Annotated in this window: 17 protein-coding genes; 11 read left to right on the top strand and 6 right to left on the bottom strand. The window is 74.9% G+C overall.

Going from position 1 to position 18,310, the window contains the following annotated elements; genetic code table 11:
* Nucleotides 1-65: 65 nt before the first annotated feature.
* The 5 genes from ACIQF6_RS18135 to ACIQF6_RS18115 all read left to right on the top strand — a co-directional run bounded on the left by ACIQF6_RS18135 (nucleotide 66) and on the right by ACIQF6_RS18115 (nucleotide 7,092).
* Nucleotides 66-1,643, top strand: coding sequence for an AMP-binding protein (locus tag ACIQF6_RS18135; RefSeq protein WP_400895946.1), 1,578 nt, complete (start codon nucleotides 66-68; stop codon nucleotides 1,641-1,643).
* Nucleotides 1,644-1,695: 52 nt separating this feature from the next.
* Nucleotides 1,696-2,310 (top strand): TetR/AcrR family transcriptional regulator, encoded by a 615-nt coding sequence (locus ACIQF6_RS18130; protein ID WP_400895943.1) that lies wholly within the window; start codon nucleotides 1,696-1,698, stop codon nucleotides 2,308-2,310.
* Between the two features lie 187 nt (nucleotides 2,311-2,497).
* Nucleotides 2,498-5,023, top strand: coding sequence for a SpoIIE family protein phosphatase (locus ACIQF6_RS18125; RefSeq protein ID WP_400895940.1), 2,526 nt, complete (start codon nucleotides 2,498-2,500; stop codon nucleotides 5,021-5,023).
* Nucleotides 5,024-5,136: 113 nt separating this feature from the next.
* Nucleotides 5,137-5,595, top strand: coding sequence for a hypothetical protein (locus ACIQF6_RS18120; protein ID WP_400895937.1), 459 nt, complete (start codon nucleotides 5,137-5,139; stop codon nucleotides 5,593-5,595).
* 96 nt (nucleotides 5,596-5,691) lie between these two features.
* Entirely contained in the window at nucleotides 5,692-7,092 is a 1,401-nt protein-coding gene (locus ACIQF6_RS18115) for an MFS transporter (protein WP_400895935.1), read from the top strand.
* A 72-nt stretch (nucleotides 7,093-7,164) separates the two neighbouring features.
* Here the strand turns inward: ACIQF6_RS18115 and ACIQF6_RS18110 are convergent, their stop codons facing one another.
* From ACIQF6_RS18110 to ACIQF6_RS18085, 6 genes are all read right to left on the bottom strand, one after another.
* A complete protein-coding gene (locus ACIQF6_RS18110) occupies nucleotides 7,165-7,740 on the bottom strand; it encodes a hypothetical protein (protein ID WP_400895932.1) in 576 nt (191 codons plus the stop codon).
* Nucleotides 7,737-9,137, bottom strand: a complete 1,401-nt coding sequence (locus ACIQF6_RS18105; RefSeq protein ID WP_400895929.1) for a hypothetical protein — start codon at nucleotides 9,135-9,137, stop codon at nucleotides 7,737-7,739. The genes ACIQF6_RS18110 and ACIQF6_RS18105 overlap by 4 nt, the downstream gene beginning before the upstream one ends.
* A complete protein-coding gene (locus ACIQF6_RS18100; protein WP_400895927.1) occupies nucleotides 9,134-9,940 on the bottom strand; it encodes an ABC transporter ATP-binding protein in 807 nt (268 codons plus the stop codon). Before ACIQF6_RS18100 ends, ACIQF6_RS18105 begins: the two co-directional genes overlap by 4 nt.
* Nucleotides 9,941-9,970: 30 nt before the next feature.
* Complete coding sequence (locus ACIQF6_RS18095) at nucleotides 9,971-10,792, bottom strand: zf-HC2 domain-containing protein (RefSeq protein WP_400895924.1); 822 nt, start codon at nucleotides 10,790-10,792, stop codon at nucleotides 9,971-9,973.
* A complete protein-coding gene (locus tag ACIQF6_RS18090) occupies nucleotides 10,789-11,349 on the bottom strand; it encodes an RNA polymerase sigma factor (protein ID WP_400895922.1) in 561 nt (186 codons plus the stop codon). The genes ACIQF6_RS18095 and ACIQF6_RS18090 overlap by 4 nt, the downstream gene beginning before the upstream one ends.
* A 228-nt stretch (nucleotides 11,350-11,577) precedes the next feature.
* Complete coding sequence (locus ACIQF6_RS18085; RefSeq protein WP_400895919.1) at nucleotides 11,578-13,248, bottom strand: FAD-dependent oxidoreductase; 1,671 nt, start codon at nucleotides 13,246-13,248, stop codon at nucleotides 11,578-11,580.
* A gap of 223 nt (nucleotides 13,249-13,471) precedes the next feature.
* Here ACIQF6_RS18085 and ACIQF6_RS18080 point away from each other — a divergent pair, with 223 nt between their 5' ends.
* Genes ACIQF6_RS18080 through ACIQF6_RS18055 form a run of 6 tightly spaced genes read left to right on the top strand, consistent with a single transcriptional unit; the run spans nucleotide 13,472 to nucleotide 18,310 of the window.
* Complete coding sequence (locus ACIQF6_RS18080; protein ID WP_400895916.1) at nucleotides 13,472-14,614, top strand: SchA/CurD-like domain-containing protein; 1,143 nt, start codon at nucleotides 13,472-13,474, stop codon at nucleotides 14,612-14,614.
* 44 nt (nucleotides 14,615-14,658) lie between these two features.
* Entirely contained in the window at nucleotides 14,659-15,090 is a 432-nt protein-coding gene (locus ACIQF6_RS18075; RefSeq protein WP_400895913.1) for a cupin domain-containing protein, read from the top strand.
* A complete protein-coding gene (locus tag ACIQF6_RS18070; RefSeq protein WP_400895910.1) occupies nucleotides 15,087-16,349 on the top strand; it encodes a beta-ketoacyl-[acyl-carrier-protein] synthase family protein in 1,263 nt (420 codons plus the stop codon). Before ACIQF6_RS18075 ends, ACIQF6_RS18070 begins: the two co-directional genes overlap by 4 nt.
* Nucleotides 16,346-17,569 carry a beta-ketoacyl synthase N-terminal-like domain-containing protein gene (locus ACIQF6_RS18065; protein ID WP_400895907.1) on the top strand — a complete coding sequence of 408 codons (1,224 nt, stop codon included), beginning with the start codon at nucleotides 16,346-16,348 and terminating at the stop codon, nucleotides 17,567-17,569. Before ACIQF6_RS18070 ends, ACIQF6_RS18065 begins: the two co-directional genes overlap by 4 nt.
* A gap of 26 nt (nucleotides 17,570-17,595) precedes the next feature.
* A complete protein-coding gene (locus ACIQF6_RS18060; RefSeq protein ID WP_400895905.1) occupies nucleotides 17,596-17,850 on the top strand; it encodes an acyl carrier protein in 255 nt (84 codons plus the stop codon).
* Between the two features lies 1 nt (nucleotide 17,851).
* Nucleotides 17,852-18,310 carry an SRPBCC family protein gene (locus ACIQF6_RS18055; RefSeq protein WP_400895902.1) on the top strand — a complete coding sequence of 153 codons (459 nt, stop codon included), beginning with the start codon at nucleotides 17,852-17,854 and terminating at the stop codon, nucleotides 18,308-18,310.

The following is an 18,310-nucleotide window of genomic DNA, read 5'->3' as shown; positions in this document are numbered from 1 at the left end:
CACCAGCACAGACGAGCAGGACCGCGCCACCACTCCCGACCGCCGAGCCAGCCCCGGAGGCCCACATGGTGTTCCACAGCGACTACCCGACCGTCGCCCCGCTCGACCGGCCCATCCACGACGCCGTCCTCGGCGACTGCGCCACCGGCGAGCATGCCGAGCGGCCCGCCCTGATCGACGCACTGACCGGACGGACCGTCAGCTACCGCGAACTGGACGGGGGCAGCCGCCGGGTCGCCGCCGGGCTGGCCGCGGCGGGGATCGGCAAGGGCGAGGTGGTGGCGCTGTTCAGCCCGAACACCGTGGCCTACCCGCTGGCGTTCTACGGCACCACCCGCACCGGCGCCACCGTCACCCCGGTCAGCTCGCTCGCCACCGCCACCGAACTTGCCGGCCAGCTGCGCGACTCCGGGGCCCGCTGGATCATCACCGTCGCCGCGTTCCTCCCCGTCGCCCTGGAGGCCGCCGCCGCCCACCCCGTCGTCGAGATCTTCGTCTGCGACCGGGCCGACGGCCACCGCTCGCTCACCGACCTGGCCGCCAGCGACGGCCCCGAGCCGACACCCGAGTTCGACCCCGCCGCCGACCTCGCCGTGCTGCCCTACTCCAGCGGCACCACCGGCCTGCCCAAGGGCGTGATGCTCACCCACCGCTCGGTCTCCACCAACCTCGCCCAGCTCGACGCCATGCTGAAGACCGCCCCGGGCGAACGCATCCTCGCCGTCCTCCCGTTCTTCCACATCTACGGCCTGACCGCGCTGCTCAACCGCCCGCTGCGGTCCCGCGCCACCGTCGTCGTGCTGCCCCGCTTCGACCTGGAGCAGTTCCTGACGGCCATTCAGGACCACCGCATCGAAGCCGTGTACGTGGCGCCGCCGATCGCCCTCGCGCTCGCCAAGCACCCGCTGGTGGACCGCTTCGACCTGTCCTCGGTCCGCTACGTGCTCAGCGCCGCCGCCCCGCTGGACGCCGAACTCGCCGCCGCCTGCGCCCGCCGCCTCGGCCTGCCGCACGTGCTCCAGGCCTACGGCATGACCGAACTCTCCCCGGCCACCCACATCGTCCCGCCGCACGACCCCCACCCGCCGGTCGGCACCGTCGGCCGGCTGATCCCCGGCACCGAACTGCGGGTGCTGTCCTTCGACGAGCCGCGCCGCGACCTCGGGCCCGACGAGGACGGCGAACTGCTGTTCCGCGGCCCGCAGGTGATGAAGGGCTACTTCGGCCGGGACTCCGAGACCGCCGCCACCGTCGACGCCGACGGCTGGCTGCACACCGGCGACGTCGGCCACGTCGACGGCGACGGCTACCTGTACGTCGTCGACCGGGTCAAGGAGCTCATCAAGTACAAGGGCTACCAGGTCGCGCCGGCCGAACTGGAGGCCCTGCTGCTCACCCACCCGGCGATCGCCGACGCCGCGGTGATCGGCGTCACCGACGCCGACGGCACCGAACGCCCCAAGGCGTACGTGGTGCCCGCGTTCGGCTGCGAACTCGCCGAGCAGGAGGTCATCGAGTTCGTGGCCCGCCGGGTCGCCCCGTACAAGAAGGTGCGCGAGGTGGAGTTCCTGGACGCCGTGCCGAAGTCCTCCACCGGCAAGATCCTCCGCCGCGAACTGCGGGACCGCGCCGCCCGCACCTGAGGCTCTGCGAGGATCAACGAGCGCAGACCGCCCAGCCGAGCAGGAGTCGCCGATGACGACCAGCACCTCCGCCGCCCGCACCCCCCAGCAGGACCGCAGCCGGGCCACCCGCCGCCGGCTGCTGGAGGCGGCGGTGGAGTGCCTGGCCGACGTCGGCTGGAACGGCTCCACCGTCGCCGTGGTCGCCGAGCGGGCCGGTGTCACCCGCGGCGCCGCCCAGCACCACTTCCGCACCCGCGAGGACCTGTTCACCGCCGCCGTCGAACACGTCGCCGCCGAGCGGCTGGCCGCCGTCCTCGCGCACGTCAAGGAGCTGCCGCCGCCCGGCCCGGAGCGCACCGAGGCGGTGGTCGAGATGATCGTCCTCCTCTACACCGGCCCGCTGTTCCGGGCCGCGCTGCACCTGTGGGTGGCCGCCGCCACCGAGCAGCCGCTGCGCGAACGGATCGTCAGCCTGGAGAACCACGTCGGCCGCGAGGCGCACCGGGCCGCCGTCGAATGCCTGGGCGCCGACGAGAGCGCCACCGGCGTCCGGGAGACCGTCCAGGCGACGCTGGACCTCGCCCGCGGCCTCGGCCTGGCGAACCTGCTCACCGACGACGGCCCGCGCCGGGCCGGCATCGTCCGCCAGTGGTCGCGTCTGCTGGACGCCGCGCTGGCCGGCTGAGCACCCCGGAAGCCGCCCCGGAAACCGCCCGGAAATCCGCCCCGAACCCGGCCCGAACCCGCCCTGACCGGCCGCGACCACCGGCAGATCACCGTCTTCCCCTTGCCCGGAAAGGCCCGGATCGAGGAGACTCTCACCTTCGGTCACGTCGCCCGCAGGATCACCGGTCGCAGGCGTGCGACAGGCCATGCAGTCTGGTGGAAGCCGGAACAACCGGCAGAACCGGGGAAGGTACCGGGCAGGTGGCCAACTGAGCACGCACGGGTTCGAACAGACGCCCGGCCGCGACGCGGCGGGTGCCGCTTCCGCGCGCCTGGCCGGGCACCGCCTGGTCCCGCTGGCCACCGCGCTGGTCCAGGACGACGGCCGCATCCTGCACTGGAGCGAGGAGGCCGAAGCCCTCACCGGCTGGTCGGCCCGCGACGCCCTCGGCGCGCACCCCGCCCGGCTGCTGCTCGCCGACGAGGGGGTGGACGCCGGCGAGAAGCTGTTCGGCAGGCTGCTGACCGGCCGCGGCTGGTCCGGCACCCACCCGGTCCGCCGCCGGGACGGCTCCACCGTCGAACTGGAGTTCCACACCTATCCGGTCGTCGAACCCGACGGCCGCACCCTGCTGCTGGCCACCGCCTCCGACGCGCACGCCCTGCAGGAGGTGGAGTCCGACCTGGCGGTCTTCGACGGCTTCTTCAACCAGTCGCCGATCGGCCTCGCCGTCTACGACACCGACCTGCGGTTCGTCCGCCTCAACGGCGCGCTCGCCCGGATCAACGGCCTCACCGCCGAACAGCACCTCGGCCGGCGGATCACCGCCGTGCTGCCCGGCATCAACGCCGCCGAGGTCGAAGCCGTCATGCGGCAGGTGCTGGCCACCGGAAAGCCCGTCATAGACGCCCGGTCGCACGGCCGCGTCCCCGCCGACCCGCACCGCGACCGGGCCTGGTCGGCGTCCTACTTCCGGCTGGAGGACTCCACCGGCCGGGTGCTCGGCGTCTCCTCCTCGATCATCGACGTCACCGAACGCTTCCGGGCCGAGGCCCGCGCCGCCCGCGCCCAGGAACGCCTGGCCCTGCTCGCCTCCGCCGGCGCCCGCATCGGCACCACCCTCGACCTGCAGCGCACCGCCGAGGAACTGATCGAGGCGGTCGTCCCCCGGTTCGCCGACTTCGCCACCCTCGACCTGCTCGAACCCGTCCTGCGCGGCGAGGAACCCGCCCCCATCCAGCCCGGCAAGGTCGTCCAGGTCCGCGCGCTGGCCGTCGGCGAGGCCTACGGCAGCAGCCTGACCGGCGCCGCCGACCAGGTCGGCGGCACCGCCGAGTACGGCCCCGACCGCACCTACACCAAGTGCCTGCGCTCCGGCCGCCCGCTGTTCCGGCCCGAGGTCGACGAGGACGTGCTGCGCACCATCGTGCCCAGCGAGGACCGGGTCGCCCCCGGCCTCGCCGCCGGCATCCACTCCTACCTGCTGGTGCCGGTGATCGCCCGCGGCATGGTGCTCGGCGGCGCCGAGTTCATCCGCACCCGCAACCCCGAACCGTTCGCCGCCGCCGACGTCTCGCTCGCCGAGGAACTCGTCGCCCGCACCGCCCTCGCCATCGACAACGCCCGGCTCTACCGGCGCGAACGCGAAACCGCCCTCACCCTCCAGCGCAGCCTGCTGCCGCAGGAGATCCACCGCACCCTCGGCCTGGAGATCGCCCACCGCTACCTGCCCTCCAGCGTGGTCAGCGAGGTCGGCGGCGACTGGTTCGACGTGGTGCCGCTGTCCTGCGGACGCGTCGCCCTTGTGGTCGGCGACGTGATGGGCCACGGCATCCGCGCCGCCGCCACCATGGGCCAGCTGCGCACCGTCGCCCGCACCCTCGCCACCCTCGACCTGTCGCCCGAACAGGTCCTCGGCCGGCTCGACGAGACCGCCTCCGCGATCGGCGACGGCCAGTTCGCCACCTGCGTGTGCGCCGTCTACGACCCCGTCGACCGCACCGTGGTGATCGCCTCCGCCGGCCACCTCCCGCCGGTGCGGGTCGACCCCGACGGCACCGCCCACGTGATGCACCTGCCGCCCGGCGTCCCGCTCGGCATCGGCGGCGGCGCGTTCGAATCCACCGAGTTCACGCTGCCCGCCGGCTCGACCTTCGCGCTCTACACCGACGGCCTGGTCGAACGCCGCGGCCGCGACATCGACGAAGGCATCGACCTGCTCGCCCGCACCCTCGCCACCCCCGGCCGCACCCTGGAGGAGAGCTGCGACGCGGCGCTGTCCGCGCTGGTCACCGACGGCACCGAGGACGACATCGCGATGATCATGGCCCGGGCGCTGCCCGTGCCCGCCGACCGGATCGCCACCCTGGTCCTCCCCACCGAAGGCCCGCTGCCCTCCCGCGCCCGCCGCTTCACCCGCGCCACCCTCGACACGTGGGGCCTGTCCACCCTCACCGACTACGCCGAACTCGTGGTCAGCGAACTCGTCACCAACGCCCTGCTGCACGCCGACGCCCCCCGCCGGCTGCGCCTGTTCCGCGACCGCACCCTCACCCTGGAGGTCTCCGACGCCGGCGGCCAGCCGCCCCGGCTGCGCAGCTCCGCCGAGGAGGACGAGGGCGGCCGCGGCATCCACCTGGTCAGCGAACTCGCCCACCGCTGGGGCACCCGCCCCACCAAGAACGGCAAGGTGGTCTGGGCGGAGATCGAACTGCCCTACCGGCCAGGCTGACCCGCGCCGCGCAGGCGCGCCGGGACGACACCCGCCCGGCGGACAGCACTCGCCCACCCGGCGGGGCTGACGGAGAGTCGGAGAAACCGCTCCTCCGACCGGAAGGCCCCGCCGTGCAACTCCGCCTCCCCGCCGTCCTCGCCTCCCTCGCCCTCGGCCTGGCCGTCGCGCCCGCCGCCGTCGCCGACCAGGACCCCGACGCCTCGGACACCGCCACGGTCATCACGATCACCGGCGTGAGCATCGACCCGAAGGTCCCGAGCCGGGTCCGGGTCGACCTCGACTACGCCTGCGCCGCCGGCGACGGCCCGCGCTCGCTCAACACCTCCGTCGAGCAGACCGACCCGGAGGACCCCGCCACCGTCGCCTTCGGCTCCACCCGCACCTCGCCCACCCAGGTGCTCTGCGACGGCGCCGAACACAGCCAGCGCGTGGTCGTCCAGTCCAAGACCAGCAACTGGCTGACCGGCGTCGACGCCGTGGTGGTCACCACCCTCACCGACCTCGGCGCCGCCCCGCCCGCCTTCGCCGACGCCCAACAGCTCGTCCTCGACCTGCCGCCCGACTCCTGACCCGACATCGGCCGACCGGCCGTCAACCTCGGCGCGCCGCCCGCCCGCCACCGTCCGCGCCGCCCAGACTGGACGCCGGACGGAAGGACACCACGCATGGCGCAGCCCATCACCGCCGGCGACACCAGCACCGAGGTGCGCCGCTGGCGGGCCCTCGCGGTGTGCCTGGTCGCCGGCTTCATGACGCTGCTGGACGTGTCGATCGTCAACGTCGCCCTGCCGTCGGTGCGCACCGGCCTGCACATGTCGGAGGCCGGACTCCAGTGGGTGCTGTCCGGCTACTCGCTGGCGTTCGGCCTGGTCCTGGTCCCCGCGGGGCGGCTCGGCGACGCGATCGGCCGCCGCCCCGTCTTCCTCACCGGCCTCGCCCTGTTCACCGCCACCAGCGCCCTGGCCGGCGCCGCCCAGAACGAGGACTGGCTGGTGATCGCCCGACTGCTCCAGGGCATGTCCGGCGGACTGCTGGTGCCGCAGGTCTCCGGCTTCATCCAGCAGCTCTTCCGTGGCGGCGAACGCGCCCGCGCGTTCGGCCTGCTCGGCACCACCATCGGCTTCTCCACCGCCGTCGGCCCGCTGCTCGGCGGCGTGCTGATCGCCGCGTTCGGCACCGAACAGGGCTGGCGCTGGGTGTTCTACGTCAACCTCCCGATCGGCCTGGTCCTCCTCCCGTTCGCGCGCCGCCTGCTGCCCGTCCCCACCCCCGCCACCTGCGCCCGCCGCGACTTCGACCCGGTCGGCGTGCTGCTGCTCGGCACCGGCACCGTCCTGCTGCTGCTCCCGCTGGTCCAGGCCCAGTGGCACGACCCGCGCAAGTGGCTGCTGCTGGCCGGCTCCGTGGTGGTGCTCGCCGCGTTCGCCCTGTGGGAGCACAGCTACGCCCGCCGCCGCGAACCGCTGGTCCACCCCGAGCTGTTCCGCACCCGCTCGTTCACCGCCGGCTCGCTGGTGTCGCTGCTGTACTTCGCCGGGTTCACCGCCGTCTTCTTCGTCTTCACGCTGTACCTGCAGTCCGGCCGCGGCTACAGCGCCCTGTACGCGGGCCTCGCCATCACCCCGTTCGCGCTGGCCTCCGCGGTCGCCTCCACCATCGGCGGACGGATCGTGGTTCGCTACGGCCGGCGGCTGATCGCCTTCGGCCTGTCCACCGTCGCCGTCGGCCTGGCGCTCGCCGCGCTCGCCGTCCACCTCTTCAACGGGCCGTTCGTCGGCTGGGCCACCGCACTGCCCCTCCTGCTGGCGGGCCTCGGCAGCGGCCTGGTGGTCTCCCCGAACCAGGCCCTCACCCTCAACGAGGTGCCCGTCGCCCGGGCCGGCAGCGCGGGCGGAGTCCTGCAGACCGCCCAGCGGATCGGCTCCGCGGCCGGCATCGCCACCGTCGGCGCGACCTTCTTCGGCCACCTGCACACGCCCGCCGACTACCCGGGCGCGTTCCAGCTCAGCCTCGCCGTGGTGATCGCCTTCGTGCTGCTGGCGCTGGTCGCCGCACTGCGCCCCTGAGCGCCGGCGGCCGCACAGACGGGGGCGCCGGGGGTCCATCGGCCCCCCGGCGCCCCGTGTTTCGCGGGCCGGCTACCTGCGCGGTCCGCGGACGGCGTACAGCGCGGTGCCGGCCAGCAGCAGGAGCGTCGCCGTCGCGGTGGCCGCCGCGGTGCCGGCGGGCTGGACGAGCCAGGCGGTCACCTGGCCCGGGCGGCCGGCCGGCGGTGGGACCAGCATCGTGAGGGCGAGCCAGCCGGTGGGCAGCGCCCACGCGTACGTGGTGCCCCAGCAGGCGGTGCCGAGCGCGGCCAGCCCGGCCAGGCCCGCACTGTCGCGGATCACCACCGGGGCGGCGGCGAGCTGCGGCCCGACTCCCTGGACGGCCAGCAGGGCGGTGCCGGCGGCCGCACCGATCAGCAGGACGTGCGCGGCGCGCCGCGGCGCCCAGCGGATCGCGGCGGTGCGGTCGAGCATCGCGTCCTGCCCGCCGAGACCGACGACGGCGGCCACCACGTGGCCGGTGAGCACGAGGGCGGCCAGCCCCAGGTTCTCCGAGCCCGCCGGAGTGCCGCGCAGCAGCGCCCACAGCGTCACCGTGACCCCGGCGACCACCGCCGCCGACAGCGGAACCTGGCGCGAACGGGCGTACAGAGCAAGCAGGTTCACCGTGTCTCCGATCCGGCCAGGACGGGCAGCTGCCGCTTCGTCGAGCAGGACAGGGCGGCCTCGTGCACGGCCGTGATCCGGGCCCGCTGCTCGGCCGGGGGGAGCGCGGCGAACACGGGCCACACGGCCCGGGCCTCCTCCCAGACCTGCCGGTCGTACCCGTTGGACGAGGGAGTCTCCACCGGCACCAGGGCGCTGTCGCCGAGCGCCCAACTCGCGGCGATGCTCTGCACGGCGGCGTCCTCGACCAGGCCGCCCTCCCGGTCGGTGCGCGCGCGGCAGGTCGGCACCAGGCCCTGCGCGACCAGGGCCCGGGTGAGGTCCTGTCCGCTCGCCCCGGCGAACTCCCGCTCGTCGAAGTCCACCAGGACCGCCCCGGCGGACACCTGCCGGAGGTCGCCGAGGGCGCGCAGCGCGCTGTCCTCGGTGACCGCCCGCGGCGCCCGCTCGCCCAGCACGCCGTCCAGGACCCGCAGCGCCTCCGCGCTGCGCGCCGAGAGCTCCGGCAGCCGGGCGCGGTTCAGCGCGGTCACGCACACCGGCCCGTCGCACACCGGCCGCGCCGCCGCCGAATCCGTCACGTAGGTGCGCAGCGGGTCGCCGGGCAGGACCGCCAGCGCCAGGGCCGCGCCCGCCAGCACGGGGACGACGGCCAGCAGCCGGGCCCGCCGGGTGGCGGCGACCAGCAGGGCGAACCCGGTCGCGGCCAGGCCCAGGAACCACAGCGCCTGGCCCAGATGGACCCGCCCGGCCAGGGTCAGCAGCGCCTCCCGCGGATCGACGGTCACCACGGAGAGCAGGACGAGCCGGTTCGGTGCCGTTCCGCGCGGCACCGCGCCGTCGCCGGAGCTCCGCAGCAGCATGTCCGCGGTCAGCAGGCAGAGCACCACCAGCGCGGGCGGGGTCAGCACCGAGGGCACGGCGCGGGCCACGCCCATGCCGAACACCGCGCCCGCCGCCAGGGCGAGCGCCGCGACCAGCGAGATCGGCAGCCAGCCGGGCGTCCAGTAGGCGGTGCCGCCGGCCGCCACCTGCACCGCGCCCGCCGCCACCACCAGGCCGAAGCCCGCCGTCAGCGTCCCCGCCGCCGCCCCGGCGGGCAGCGCGGCCCGTCGCCAGGCCGGCTTCGGCACGGTGCCGAACAGCTCGGCCGTTCCCGACCGGGCGTCGCGCAGGCCGTACAGCGCGCCGACACCGATCACCAGCGGCCACCAGAAGCCCAGCAGCCAGCGCGTCCACATCGCCAACGAGGTCCACTGCGCCGTCCAGCCGGCCGTGCCGCGCCACCAGATGCCGTCGATCGCGAACAGGACGGCGAGCGAGCCGCCGAGCACCAGCAGCCCGGCCCACGGTGCGGCCGAGCGTCGCAGCTCGGTCCGCAGGACACGTGCGTTCACCAGACGCCCCCGGGCTGCTCGGAGCGGCGGAGCAGCGCCGAGTAGCCGCGCTCCAGCGGGCTGTCGCCCGGGTGTTCGGGGCCGCCCGCGGCGGCCAGCTCGTCCGGGGCGCCCTGGAAGACCAGCCGGCCGTCCGCGAACAGCACCACGTCGGAGCAGGCGGCGGCGACGTCCTCGACCAGGTGGGTGGAGACCACCACGCAGGCCTCCCGGCCGAGTTCCTGGAGCAGTTCGCGAAAGCGCAGCCGCTGCGCCGGGTCCAGACCGGCGGTCGGCTCGTCCAGCAGCAGCAGGTCGGGGTCGTTGACGATGGCCTGGGCGATGCCGGCCCGCCGCACCATGCCGCCGGACAGCGTCTTCATCCGGTGGTCGGCGCGGTCCGCGAGGCCGACCCGCTCCACCGCCCGCTGGACGGCGCCGGGGATCTCGGCCTTCGGCACCTCCTTCAGCCAGGCCATGTACTCGACGAACTCGCGGACGGTGAACCGCCGGTAGTAGCCGAAGTCCTGCGGCAGGTAGCCGATCCGGCGGCGCAGCGCCCGCAGGTCGGCGCGGCCGGCGGGAACGCCGAGCAGTTCCAGTTCGCCGCCGGCCGGGCGCAGCACGGTGGCCAGCGCCCGGATCAGCGTGGTCTTGCCGGCCCCGTTCGGGCCGAGCAGGCCGTGGGCACCGGTGCCCAGGGCGAGATCGAGGCCGTTGACGGCCATCTTCTTCCGTCCGGCGCGGACGAGCAGGCCCTCGGCCCGGATCTCCCAGGCGTGGGTCTTGGGCGCGACGGAGGACGCGCTGACGGCGCGTGGCATGGAGGTGGTTCCTTCCGAAAGGGGGGTGGGTCAGCTTCGGGGCGCCGAGTAGGCGCGGCGGCGGGCCAGCACGGTGGCCGCGCCGAGGACGAACAGCAGCGCCCAGCCCGGCAGTTGCTCGGGCCGCAGCACGAACGGCAGGCGGCCGGTGGCCCAGACGGGGGCCGCGACGACGGCCGCCCAGACGGCGACCAGCGCGGCGGCGGCCCGGCCGACGCCGACGACGCTGCCGAGCGCGAGCGCGGTCGTGGTGAACGCGAGCGAGGGCAGCAGCCACTGCGCGACCGTCATCGCCCCGGTCAGCGCGCCCGCCGCCAGCAGCACCGGCACCACCGCGGCCAGCGCGGCGGCGGTGCGCCGCAGCAGCAGCGGGAGGCCGGAACGCGGGGTCGCGGCGGTCAGCTCGTGCGCCGGGTCGAGGCCCGGCACCCAGGCCGCGGCCGCCGCGCACAGCGGCAGCACGGGCGCGACCAGCAGCAGCGGCGACACCCGGCGGAGCGGGTCCGGCGACCCGCCGGAGTCCATCAGCAGCGCCAGCAGCACCACGCCGACGGCGGTCAGCAGCCAGGGCGCCACGGCCGGGGCGGCCCAGGCCGGCCGCCGAAGGGCCCGGCGGCGGCGCAGCGGCAGTGGGCGGGCCGCGTCCAACTGCGGTCGCAGCGCGGCGTGGACGTCGTCGACGAGCGCAGTGATACCGGGTGCCGCGGCGGGTACGGACGCCGCCAGCAGGCCCCGGCAGCGTGCGCAGCCCTCCAGGTGCGCCTCCAGGGCCCAGACGGTGTCCGTGGGCAGCGCGGCCCCGCCCCGCGCGTACTCGTCGATCAGCCCGGCCGACGCGTGGTCCGTGCTCATGCCAGCTCCTTGCGCATCGCGATCCGGGCCCGGCGGGCACGGGTCTTGACCGTGCCCTCGGGCAGTCCGAGCAGCACGGCGGTCTCCCGGACGGACAGCCCGTCCAGCACGGTGGCCTGCAGCACCGCGCGCAACTCGGGCGCCAGGCGCCGCAGCGCGTCCCCCACGTCGCCGCCGACCGCGGCGGCCAGCGCCTCGTCCTCGGCGGCCGGGGCGGCGGCCAGGTGGGCCGCGGCGGCCGGCGGCTCGGCGTGGTGCGCGCGGCGGCGGAAGGCGTCGACCAGGCGGCGGGCCGCGATGGTCCACAGCCAGCCGACGGCGCTGCCGCCCGCCACGCTCCCGGCGAACGCGCCGGCCGCGCGCCACACCGCGAGGAAGGTCTCCTGCATCACCTCGGCGACGATCTGCTCGTCCGCGCACCGGCGGCGCAGCCGCACCGCCAGCCACGGCGCGGTGCGCCGGTACAGCTCGTCGAACGCCCCGCGGTCGCCCTTGGCGACCAGACGGAGCAGACGTTCCTCGTCCAGCTCGTCCAGTGCTCTCCTGCGTGCTCTCACACCTGCCAGACGCGGGGGTCTGCGCCCGGGTTCTCACCGCGAGGTGATCCCGGTCACATACCGGGGGACGGCAAGCCGGGGGCGCGGGGAACTGCGCGAAGCGGAAGACGCCCCGGCGCAAGATCGCGACGCAGGACAACGACTTGCACGGGATCGCGACCTTGCGGAGGTGACGTGCGCTTGTCGCGCGGGTTCACGCGCCCGTGGTTTCGTGCGTGCTCTCCCGCTTCAGGCCAGCCCCGCCATGCCGTGGACCCCGACGCGCAAGGCCGCAACCATGTCGCCGACGGCACCGGTGGCGCGCCAGGCGACGAAGCCGTCCGGGCGGACGAGCGTCGCGCCGCCCGGGTGCAACCCGTACGCGTCGGGCCAGGTGGTGGGGGAGACCGGCCCGGTGGGGCGGGCGCCCGACGGCGGGTCGGCGGGCGGCTCGGGCAGCAGGTCGCCGCCGTCGCCGATCAGCAGGCAGCGCAGCGGCACCCCCGTCCGCTCGGCCACCTGCCGGGCGGCGGCCGGCCACCCGCCGCCGCCCTCGGCCGGGGCGAGCAGGACCGGTCCGGCGGCGAACAGGTCGAGGGTGGACAGCCGCGTCCCGGCGGCGTCGCGCAGCCAGACGTGCGGGGCGCGGGTGCCGGGCTCGCCGGTCGCGGAGAAGCGCTCGGGGACGACGCCCGCCGTGGCGTCCGCGCCGACCAGCGCGCCCTCCGGGTAGCGGTAGCCGAGCGCCACCGCCAGCACGTTGGTGCGCGGCCCGCCGGTGGGCGCCGCGTCGAAGCCGGGGTGCTGGTGCTCGACGGAGCGGGCCGCCGCCCGGGCCGCGGTCTGCACGGCGACCGGGCGGCGCTCGCTCTCGTAGGAGTCCAGCAGCCGAGGCCCGCCCCAGCAGGCCAGCACGGCGGCGAGCTTCCAGGCCAGGTTGTGGGCGTCCTGGATGCCGGTGTTGGAGCCGAACGCGCCGGTCGGCGGCATCTCGTGCGCGGCGTCCCCGACCAGGAAGACCCGCCCGGCGCCGTACCGGTCGGCGACCCGTTCGGCGGCGTGCCACGGGGCCCGGCCGGTGATCTCCACGTCCAGGTCGGGCACCCCGGCGGCGGCCCGGATGTGCGCGATGCAGCGGACGTCGGTGAAGTCCTCGACGCTCTCGCCGCGCTCGGGGTGCCAGGGCAGGTGGAACACCCACTGCTCGCGGTTGTCGACGGGCAGCAGCGCGCCCGCCCCCGCCGGGTCGGTCAGGTAGCAGGCGATGAACCGCCGGTCGCCGACCACCTCGGCCAGCCGCTTGGCCCGGAAGGTGACGCTGATGTTGTGGAACAGGTCGCCGCGCCCGGACTGCCCGATGCCCAGCCGCTCCCGGACCGGGCTGCGCGGCCCGTCCGCGGCGATCAGATAGTCGGCCCGCACCTCGCGCTCCGTGCCGGTGGCCCGGTCCAGCAGCCGCGCCGTCACCCCGTCGGCGTCCTGCTCGAAGGAGACCAGCTCGGTGTTGAACCGGACGTCGCCGCGCTCGGCCGCGTGCCGCTGCAACACCGGCTCCAGGTCGTTCTGGCTGCACAGGCACCACGAGGACGGGCTGAACCGGGCCAGCGCCCCGCCGGGGTCGATCTCCCGGAACAGCCACTCCTGCTCACCGCCGGACAGCGTCTCGGCCTGCAGGATGCCGTGGTTGTCGGCCAGCACCGACGCCGCCGCCCGGATGTCGTCCTCCACCCCGGCGGTGCGGAACAGCTCCATGGTCCGCAGGTTGTTGCCGCGCCCGCGCGGATGCCGGGAGGTCTCCGCGTGCCGCTCCACCAGCAGGTGCGGGACGCCGAGCCGGCCGAGGAAGAGGGACAGCGACAGCCCCACCAGGGAACCGCCCGAGACCAGGACCGGAACCCGGTCCGCCATCTGTGTGTTCATCAGCTCTGTTCCATCCGTGCGGGGCGCTGGATACGCCAGACCCAGCAACCATCCCCCGCTGCCGACGGTCACGCAGGGTGCTTCGCCCGGATGGCCGTGAACTCTCGCGCCCGCCCCGGCCCCCGTCGACGATCGAGTGCGAACCAGCCCCGCCCGCCGAGCCGAACGGCACCGACGGCCGACCGAGGGCCCCCGAGCGAACCGACGACAGGATTCCGCCGCCATGACCCTGCTCTCCCAGTCCGAGGAGACCGCCACCGGCCGGCCCGCTGCGGGCCGGCTTCGCGTCGTGCTGATGCTCGACGTCCACGACGGCGCCCAGGACCACTTCCTGGACGTGTACGAGCTGCTGCGCCACCAGGTCTCCGCCGTCCCCGGGCACGTCAGCGACCAGCTCTGCCAGTCCATCGACGACCCGTCGCGCTGGCTGATCACCAGCGAATGGGAGAGCGCCGAGCCGTTCCTCGCCTGGGTCGACAGCCCGGCCCACCGCGACATGGTCAGACCGCTGCACGGGTGCGTCCGCGACACCCGCTCGCTGCGCTACACCGTGCTGCGCGAGACCCACGGCACCCGCACCATCGACAGCCCCGCCGCGCCGCTGCGCCCCGGCGAACACCACCCGGGCGTGCCCGCCGCGCCCCGCCCCGGCCCGGACGGCGTGGTCCGGCACGCGCTCAGCTTCACCGTCAAACCCGGCACCGAGGCCAAGGCCGCCGAACTGCTGGGCGGCTACCGCTCCCCGCAGGCCCGGGTCGACGACACCACCCGGCTGCTGCGCACCTCGCTGTTCATGCACGGCAACCGGATCGTGCGCTGCGTCGAAGTCGCCGGCGACCTGGTCGCCGCGCTGCGGCACGTCGCCCAGCAGCCCGAGGTGCGGGCCGTCGAAGTGGCCATCAACCCGTACCTGGAGGAGGACCGTGACCTGGACGACCCGCTGGCCGCCCGCGACTTCTTCCAGCGCGCCGGACTGCCCGCCGTCCGCCACCACGCCGCGCTCAAGCCCGGCCAGGTGCAGCGGCACGCCTACCTGTACCCGGTCCGCCCCGGCTGCGGCGCGGCGCTCGCCGAACTGCTCGGCGGCGAGGACGAGCACGCCGCCGCCGACCCCGGCTCGCCGCTGGTACGCGCCACCGTCCACCGCCGCGAGGACCTGGTGGTCCGGCTGGTCGACCTGCTCACCGACCCGGCGGACGACCCCGCCACCGCCCTCGGCGTGGCCGGCCCGCACGCCGCCGCGGTGCTCACCAAGCTCGCCGAGGTCGACGCCGAGCACCCCGTGCCCAGCACCGACGGCCTGCGCCACCTGCTCGCCGAGTGCGCGATGACCCCGGTCACCGACCGCCGCTCGGCCGACGCCTGACCACCCCGACCGCCGACGTCCCCACTCCGGAGAGGAAGCCCACCATGACCACCGAGATGCCACGAGTCGTCCACATCGACGACGCGCCCCCGAACCGCAAGCGCGGCGGCGACCTGCGGGCCATGCTCACCCCGCCGGTGGTCGGTGCGACCAGCGGATTCATGGGAGTGGCGATCATCGAACCGGGGGAGCGGATCGGCGAGCACTACCATCCGTACTCCGAGGAGTTCGTGTTCGTGATGTCCGGCGAACTCGAGGTCGACCTGGACGGCCGGACCCGGCCGCTGCGGCCCGACCACGGGCTGATGATCCCGATCGGGATGCGGCACCGGTTCCGCAACGTCGGCTCCGCGCAGGCCCGGATGGTCTTCCACCTCGGGCCGCTCGCGCCCCGCCCCGACCTCGGCCACGTCGACACCGAGGAGCAGAGCGACTCCGAAGCGGGGCCGCCGGAACCGGCCGGGGCGGCCTCGTGAACCGCCGGGTCGCGGTGACCGGGATCGGCGTGGTCGCACCCGGCGGCATCGGCGTCCCGCAGTTCTGGGCGCTGCTCACCGACGGCCGTACCGCCACCCGCGGCATCACCCTGTTCGACCCCGACGGCTTCCGCTCCCGGATCGCCGCCGAGTGCGACTTCGACCCCGCCGCGCACGGTCTGACCGCCGACCAGATCGCCCGCAACGACCGCTACGTGCAGTTCGCGCTGGTCGCCGCCGACGAGGCGATCGCCGACGCCGGACTCGACCCCGGGCGCGAGGACCCGTGGCGGGTCGGCGTCTCGCTCGGCACCGCGGTCGGCGGCACCACCCGGCTGGAACACGACTACGTGCTGGTCAGCAACCGCGGCGAGCACTGGGACGTCGACCACCGGCCCGCCGAACCGCACCTGGAACGGGCGTTCACCCCCGCCGCGCTGGCCTCCGCGGTCGCCGAACGGATCGGCGCGCACGGCCCCGTGCAGACCGTCTCCACCGGCTGCACCTCCGGCCTCGACGCCGTCGGCTACGCCGCTCTCGCCATCGAGGAGGGCCGCGCCGACGTGATCGTCGCCGGCGCCTGCGACTCGCCGATCTCCCCGATCACCGTCGCCTGCTTCGACGCCATCAAAGCCACCTCGGCCCGCAACGACGACCCCGAACACGCCTCCCGCCCCTTCGACGCGAGCCGCGACGGCTTCGTGCTCGGCGAGGGCGGCGCCGTCATCGTGCTGGAGGAATGGGAGCACGCCGAGCGGCGCGGCGCCCGGATCTACGCCGAACTCGGCGGCTTCGCCACCTTCGGCAACGCCTACCACATGACCGGCCTGACCAAGGAAGGCGTGGAGATGTCCGAAGCCATCGACCGGGCCCTCGCCCACGCGCGGCTGCCCGGCGACGCGATCGACTACGTCAACGCGCACGGCTCCGGCACCAAGCAGAACGACCGGCACGAGACCGCCGCCGTCAAACGCTCCCTCGGCGCGCACGCCCGGCGCACCCCGATGAGCTCCATCAAGTCGATGGTCGGCCACTCGCTCGGCGCGATCGGCGCCATCGAACTGGTCGCCTGCACCCTCGCCCTGCACCACGGCGTCGTCCCGCCGACCGCCAACTACACCGAACCCGACCCCGAGTGCGACCTCGACTACGTCCCCCGCACCGCCCGCGAACTGCCGCTGCGCCACGTGCTGTCGGTGGGCAGCGGCTTCGGCGGCTTCCAGTCCGCGGTGGTGCTGAGCAGAGCGGAGGCGGCATGAGCCCCACCCGCAGCGCGGTGATCACCGGCGTCGGCGTGGTCTCCCCGCAGGGCATCGGCGCCGACGACTACTGGAAGGCGCTCAGCCAGGGCCGCTCCGCGCTCGCCCGGATCGACCGCGAGGGCTGCGAGAACCTCCCGCTGCGGATCGCCGGCCTGGTCCGCGGCTTCGACGCCGAGGAGTTCGTCGAGCCGCGCTACCTGGTGCAGACCGACCGGTTCACGCACTTCGCGATGGCCGCCGCCGAACTCGCCATGGCCGACGCCGACCTGACGCCCCACCCGGCCGACCCGTTCCAGGTGGCCGTGGTCACCGCGGCCGGCTCCGGCGGCGGAGAGTTCGGCCAGCGCGAACTCCAGCACCTGTGGGCCGAAGGCCCCCGCCTGGTCGGCCCCTACCAGTCGATCGCCTGGTTCTACGCCGCCTCCACCGGCCAGATCTCCATCCGCGGCGGCTTCAAGGGCCCGTGCGGCGTGGTCGCCTCCGACGAGGCCGGCGGCCTGGACGCCCTCGCCCACGCCGCCCGCGCCGTCGGACGCGGTACCGACGCGGTGCTGGCCGGCGCCGCGGAAGCCCCCATCGCCCCGTACTCGATGGTCTGCCAGCTCGGCTACCCCGGACTGTCCACCGCCGACGACCCCGACCGCGCCTACCGGCCGTTCGGCTCAGACGCGGCCGGCTTCGTCCCGGCCGAGGGCGGCGCCATGTTCGTGGTCGAGGACGCCGACAGCGCCCGCCGGCGCGGCGCCCGCACCCGGGCCCGGATCGCCGGGCACACCGCCACCTTCACCGGCGCCGCCCGCTGGGCCGACAGCCGCGAAGGCCTGGCCCACGCCGTCCGCGGCGCCCTCGCCGAGTCGCACTGCGCACCCGACGAGATCGACGTGGTCTTCGCCGACGCCCTCGGCAGCCCCGAGGCCGACCGCGCCGAGGCCCTCGCCCTGGCCGACGCGCTCGGCGAACACGCTGAACGGGTCCCCGTCACCGCCCCCAAGGCCGGCTTCGGCCGCGCCCACTGCGGAGCCCCCGCGCTCGACGTGGCCGCCGCCGTGCTCGCCCTCGAACAGGGCCTGATCCCGCCCACCCCGCACACCGAGGACTGCCCGTACGGCCTCGACCTGGTCATAGGCCGCCCACGACCCGCCGAACTGCGCACCGCCCTGGTGCTCAGCCGAGGCCAGATGGGCTCCAACACCGCCCTGGTGCTGCGCCGGGCCTGACCTCCACCCACCGCTAGGAGCAACAGATGGCATCCGAGATCACTTACGAGGAACTCGCCACCCTGATCAAGGCCCGGGCCGGCGTCCAGGTCACCGTGGACCAACTCGCCGACCCGGGCTGCATGTTCCTCGACCTCGGCGTCGACTCGCTGGGGGTGCTCGGCGTCCTCTCCGACCTGGAGAACCGCTACGGCGTCTCCATCGACTCCACCGACCTGCTCGGCCGCCCCGTCGCCGAGTTCCTGCAGACCGTCAACTCCACTGTGAAAGCTGGTGCCTGACATGCCCGGACACACCGACAACACCATCCTCATCAACGCCCCCGTCGACCTGGTCTGGGACATGACCAACGACCTGGAAGGGTGGCCGCAGCTGTTCAGCGAGTACGCCTCCGTCGAAGTCATCGACCGGAAGGGCCAACTGGTGCGGTTCCGGCTCACCATGCACCCCGACGAGAAGGGCCAGGTGTGGAGCTGGGTCTCCGAACGGGAGACCGACCGCGACGCGCTCGCCGTCCGCGCCCGCCGGGTCGAACCCGGACCGTTCGAATTCATGGAGATCCGGTGGGAGTACGAGGACCTCGCGCAGGCCACCCGGATGCGCTGGATCCAGGACTTCGCGATGAAGCCCACCGCCCCCGTCGACGACCTCCGGATGACCGACATGATCAACCAGAACTCCAAGGTCCAGATGGAACTGATCCGCGCCAAGGTCGAACACCGCGCCGGCGCGGCCGGGTGA

Origin of the sequence: Kitasatospora sp. NPDC092948 (assembly GCF_044754805.1) — a bacterium.
Lineage (GTDB): Bacteria > Actinomycetota > Actinomycetes > Streptomycetales > Streptomycetaceae > Kitasatospora.
The sequence above is the reverse complement of the archived record's forward strand: the minus strand, read 5'-3'. Positions and strand labels throughout refer to the sequence as shown.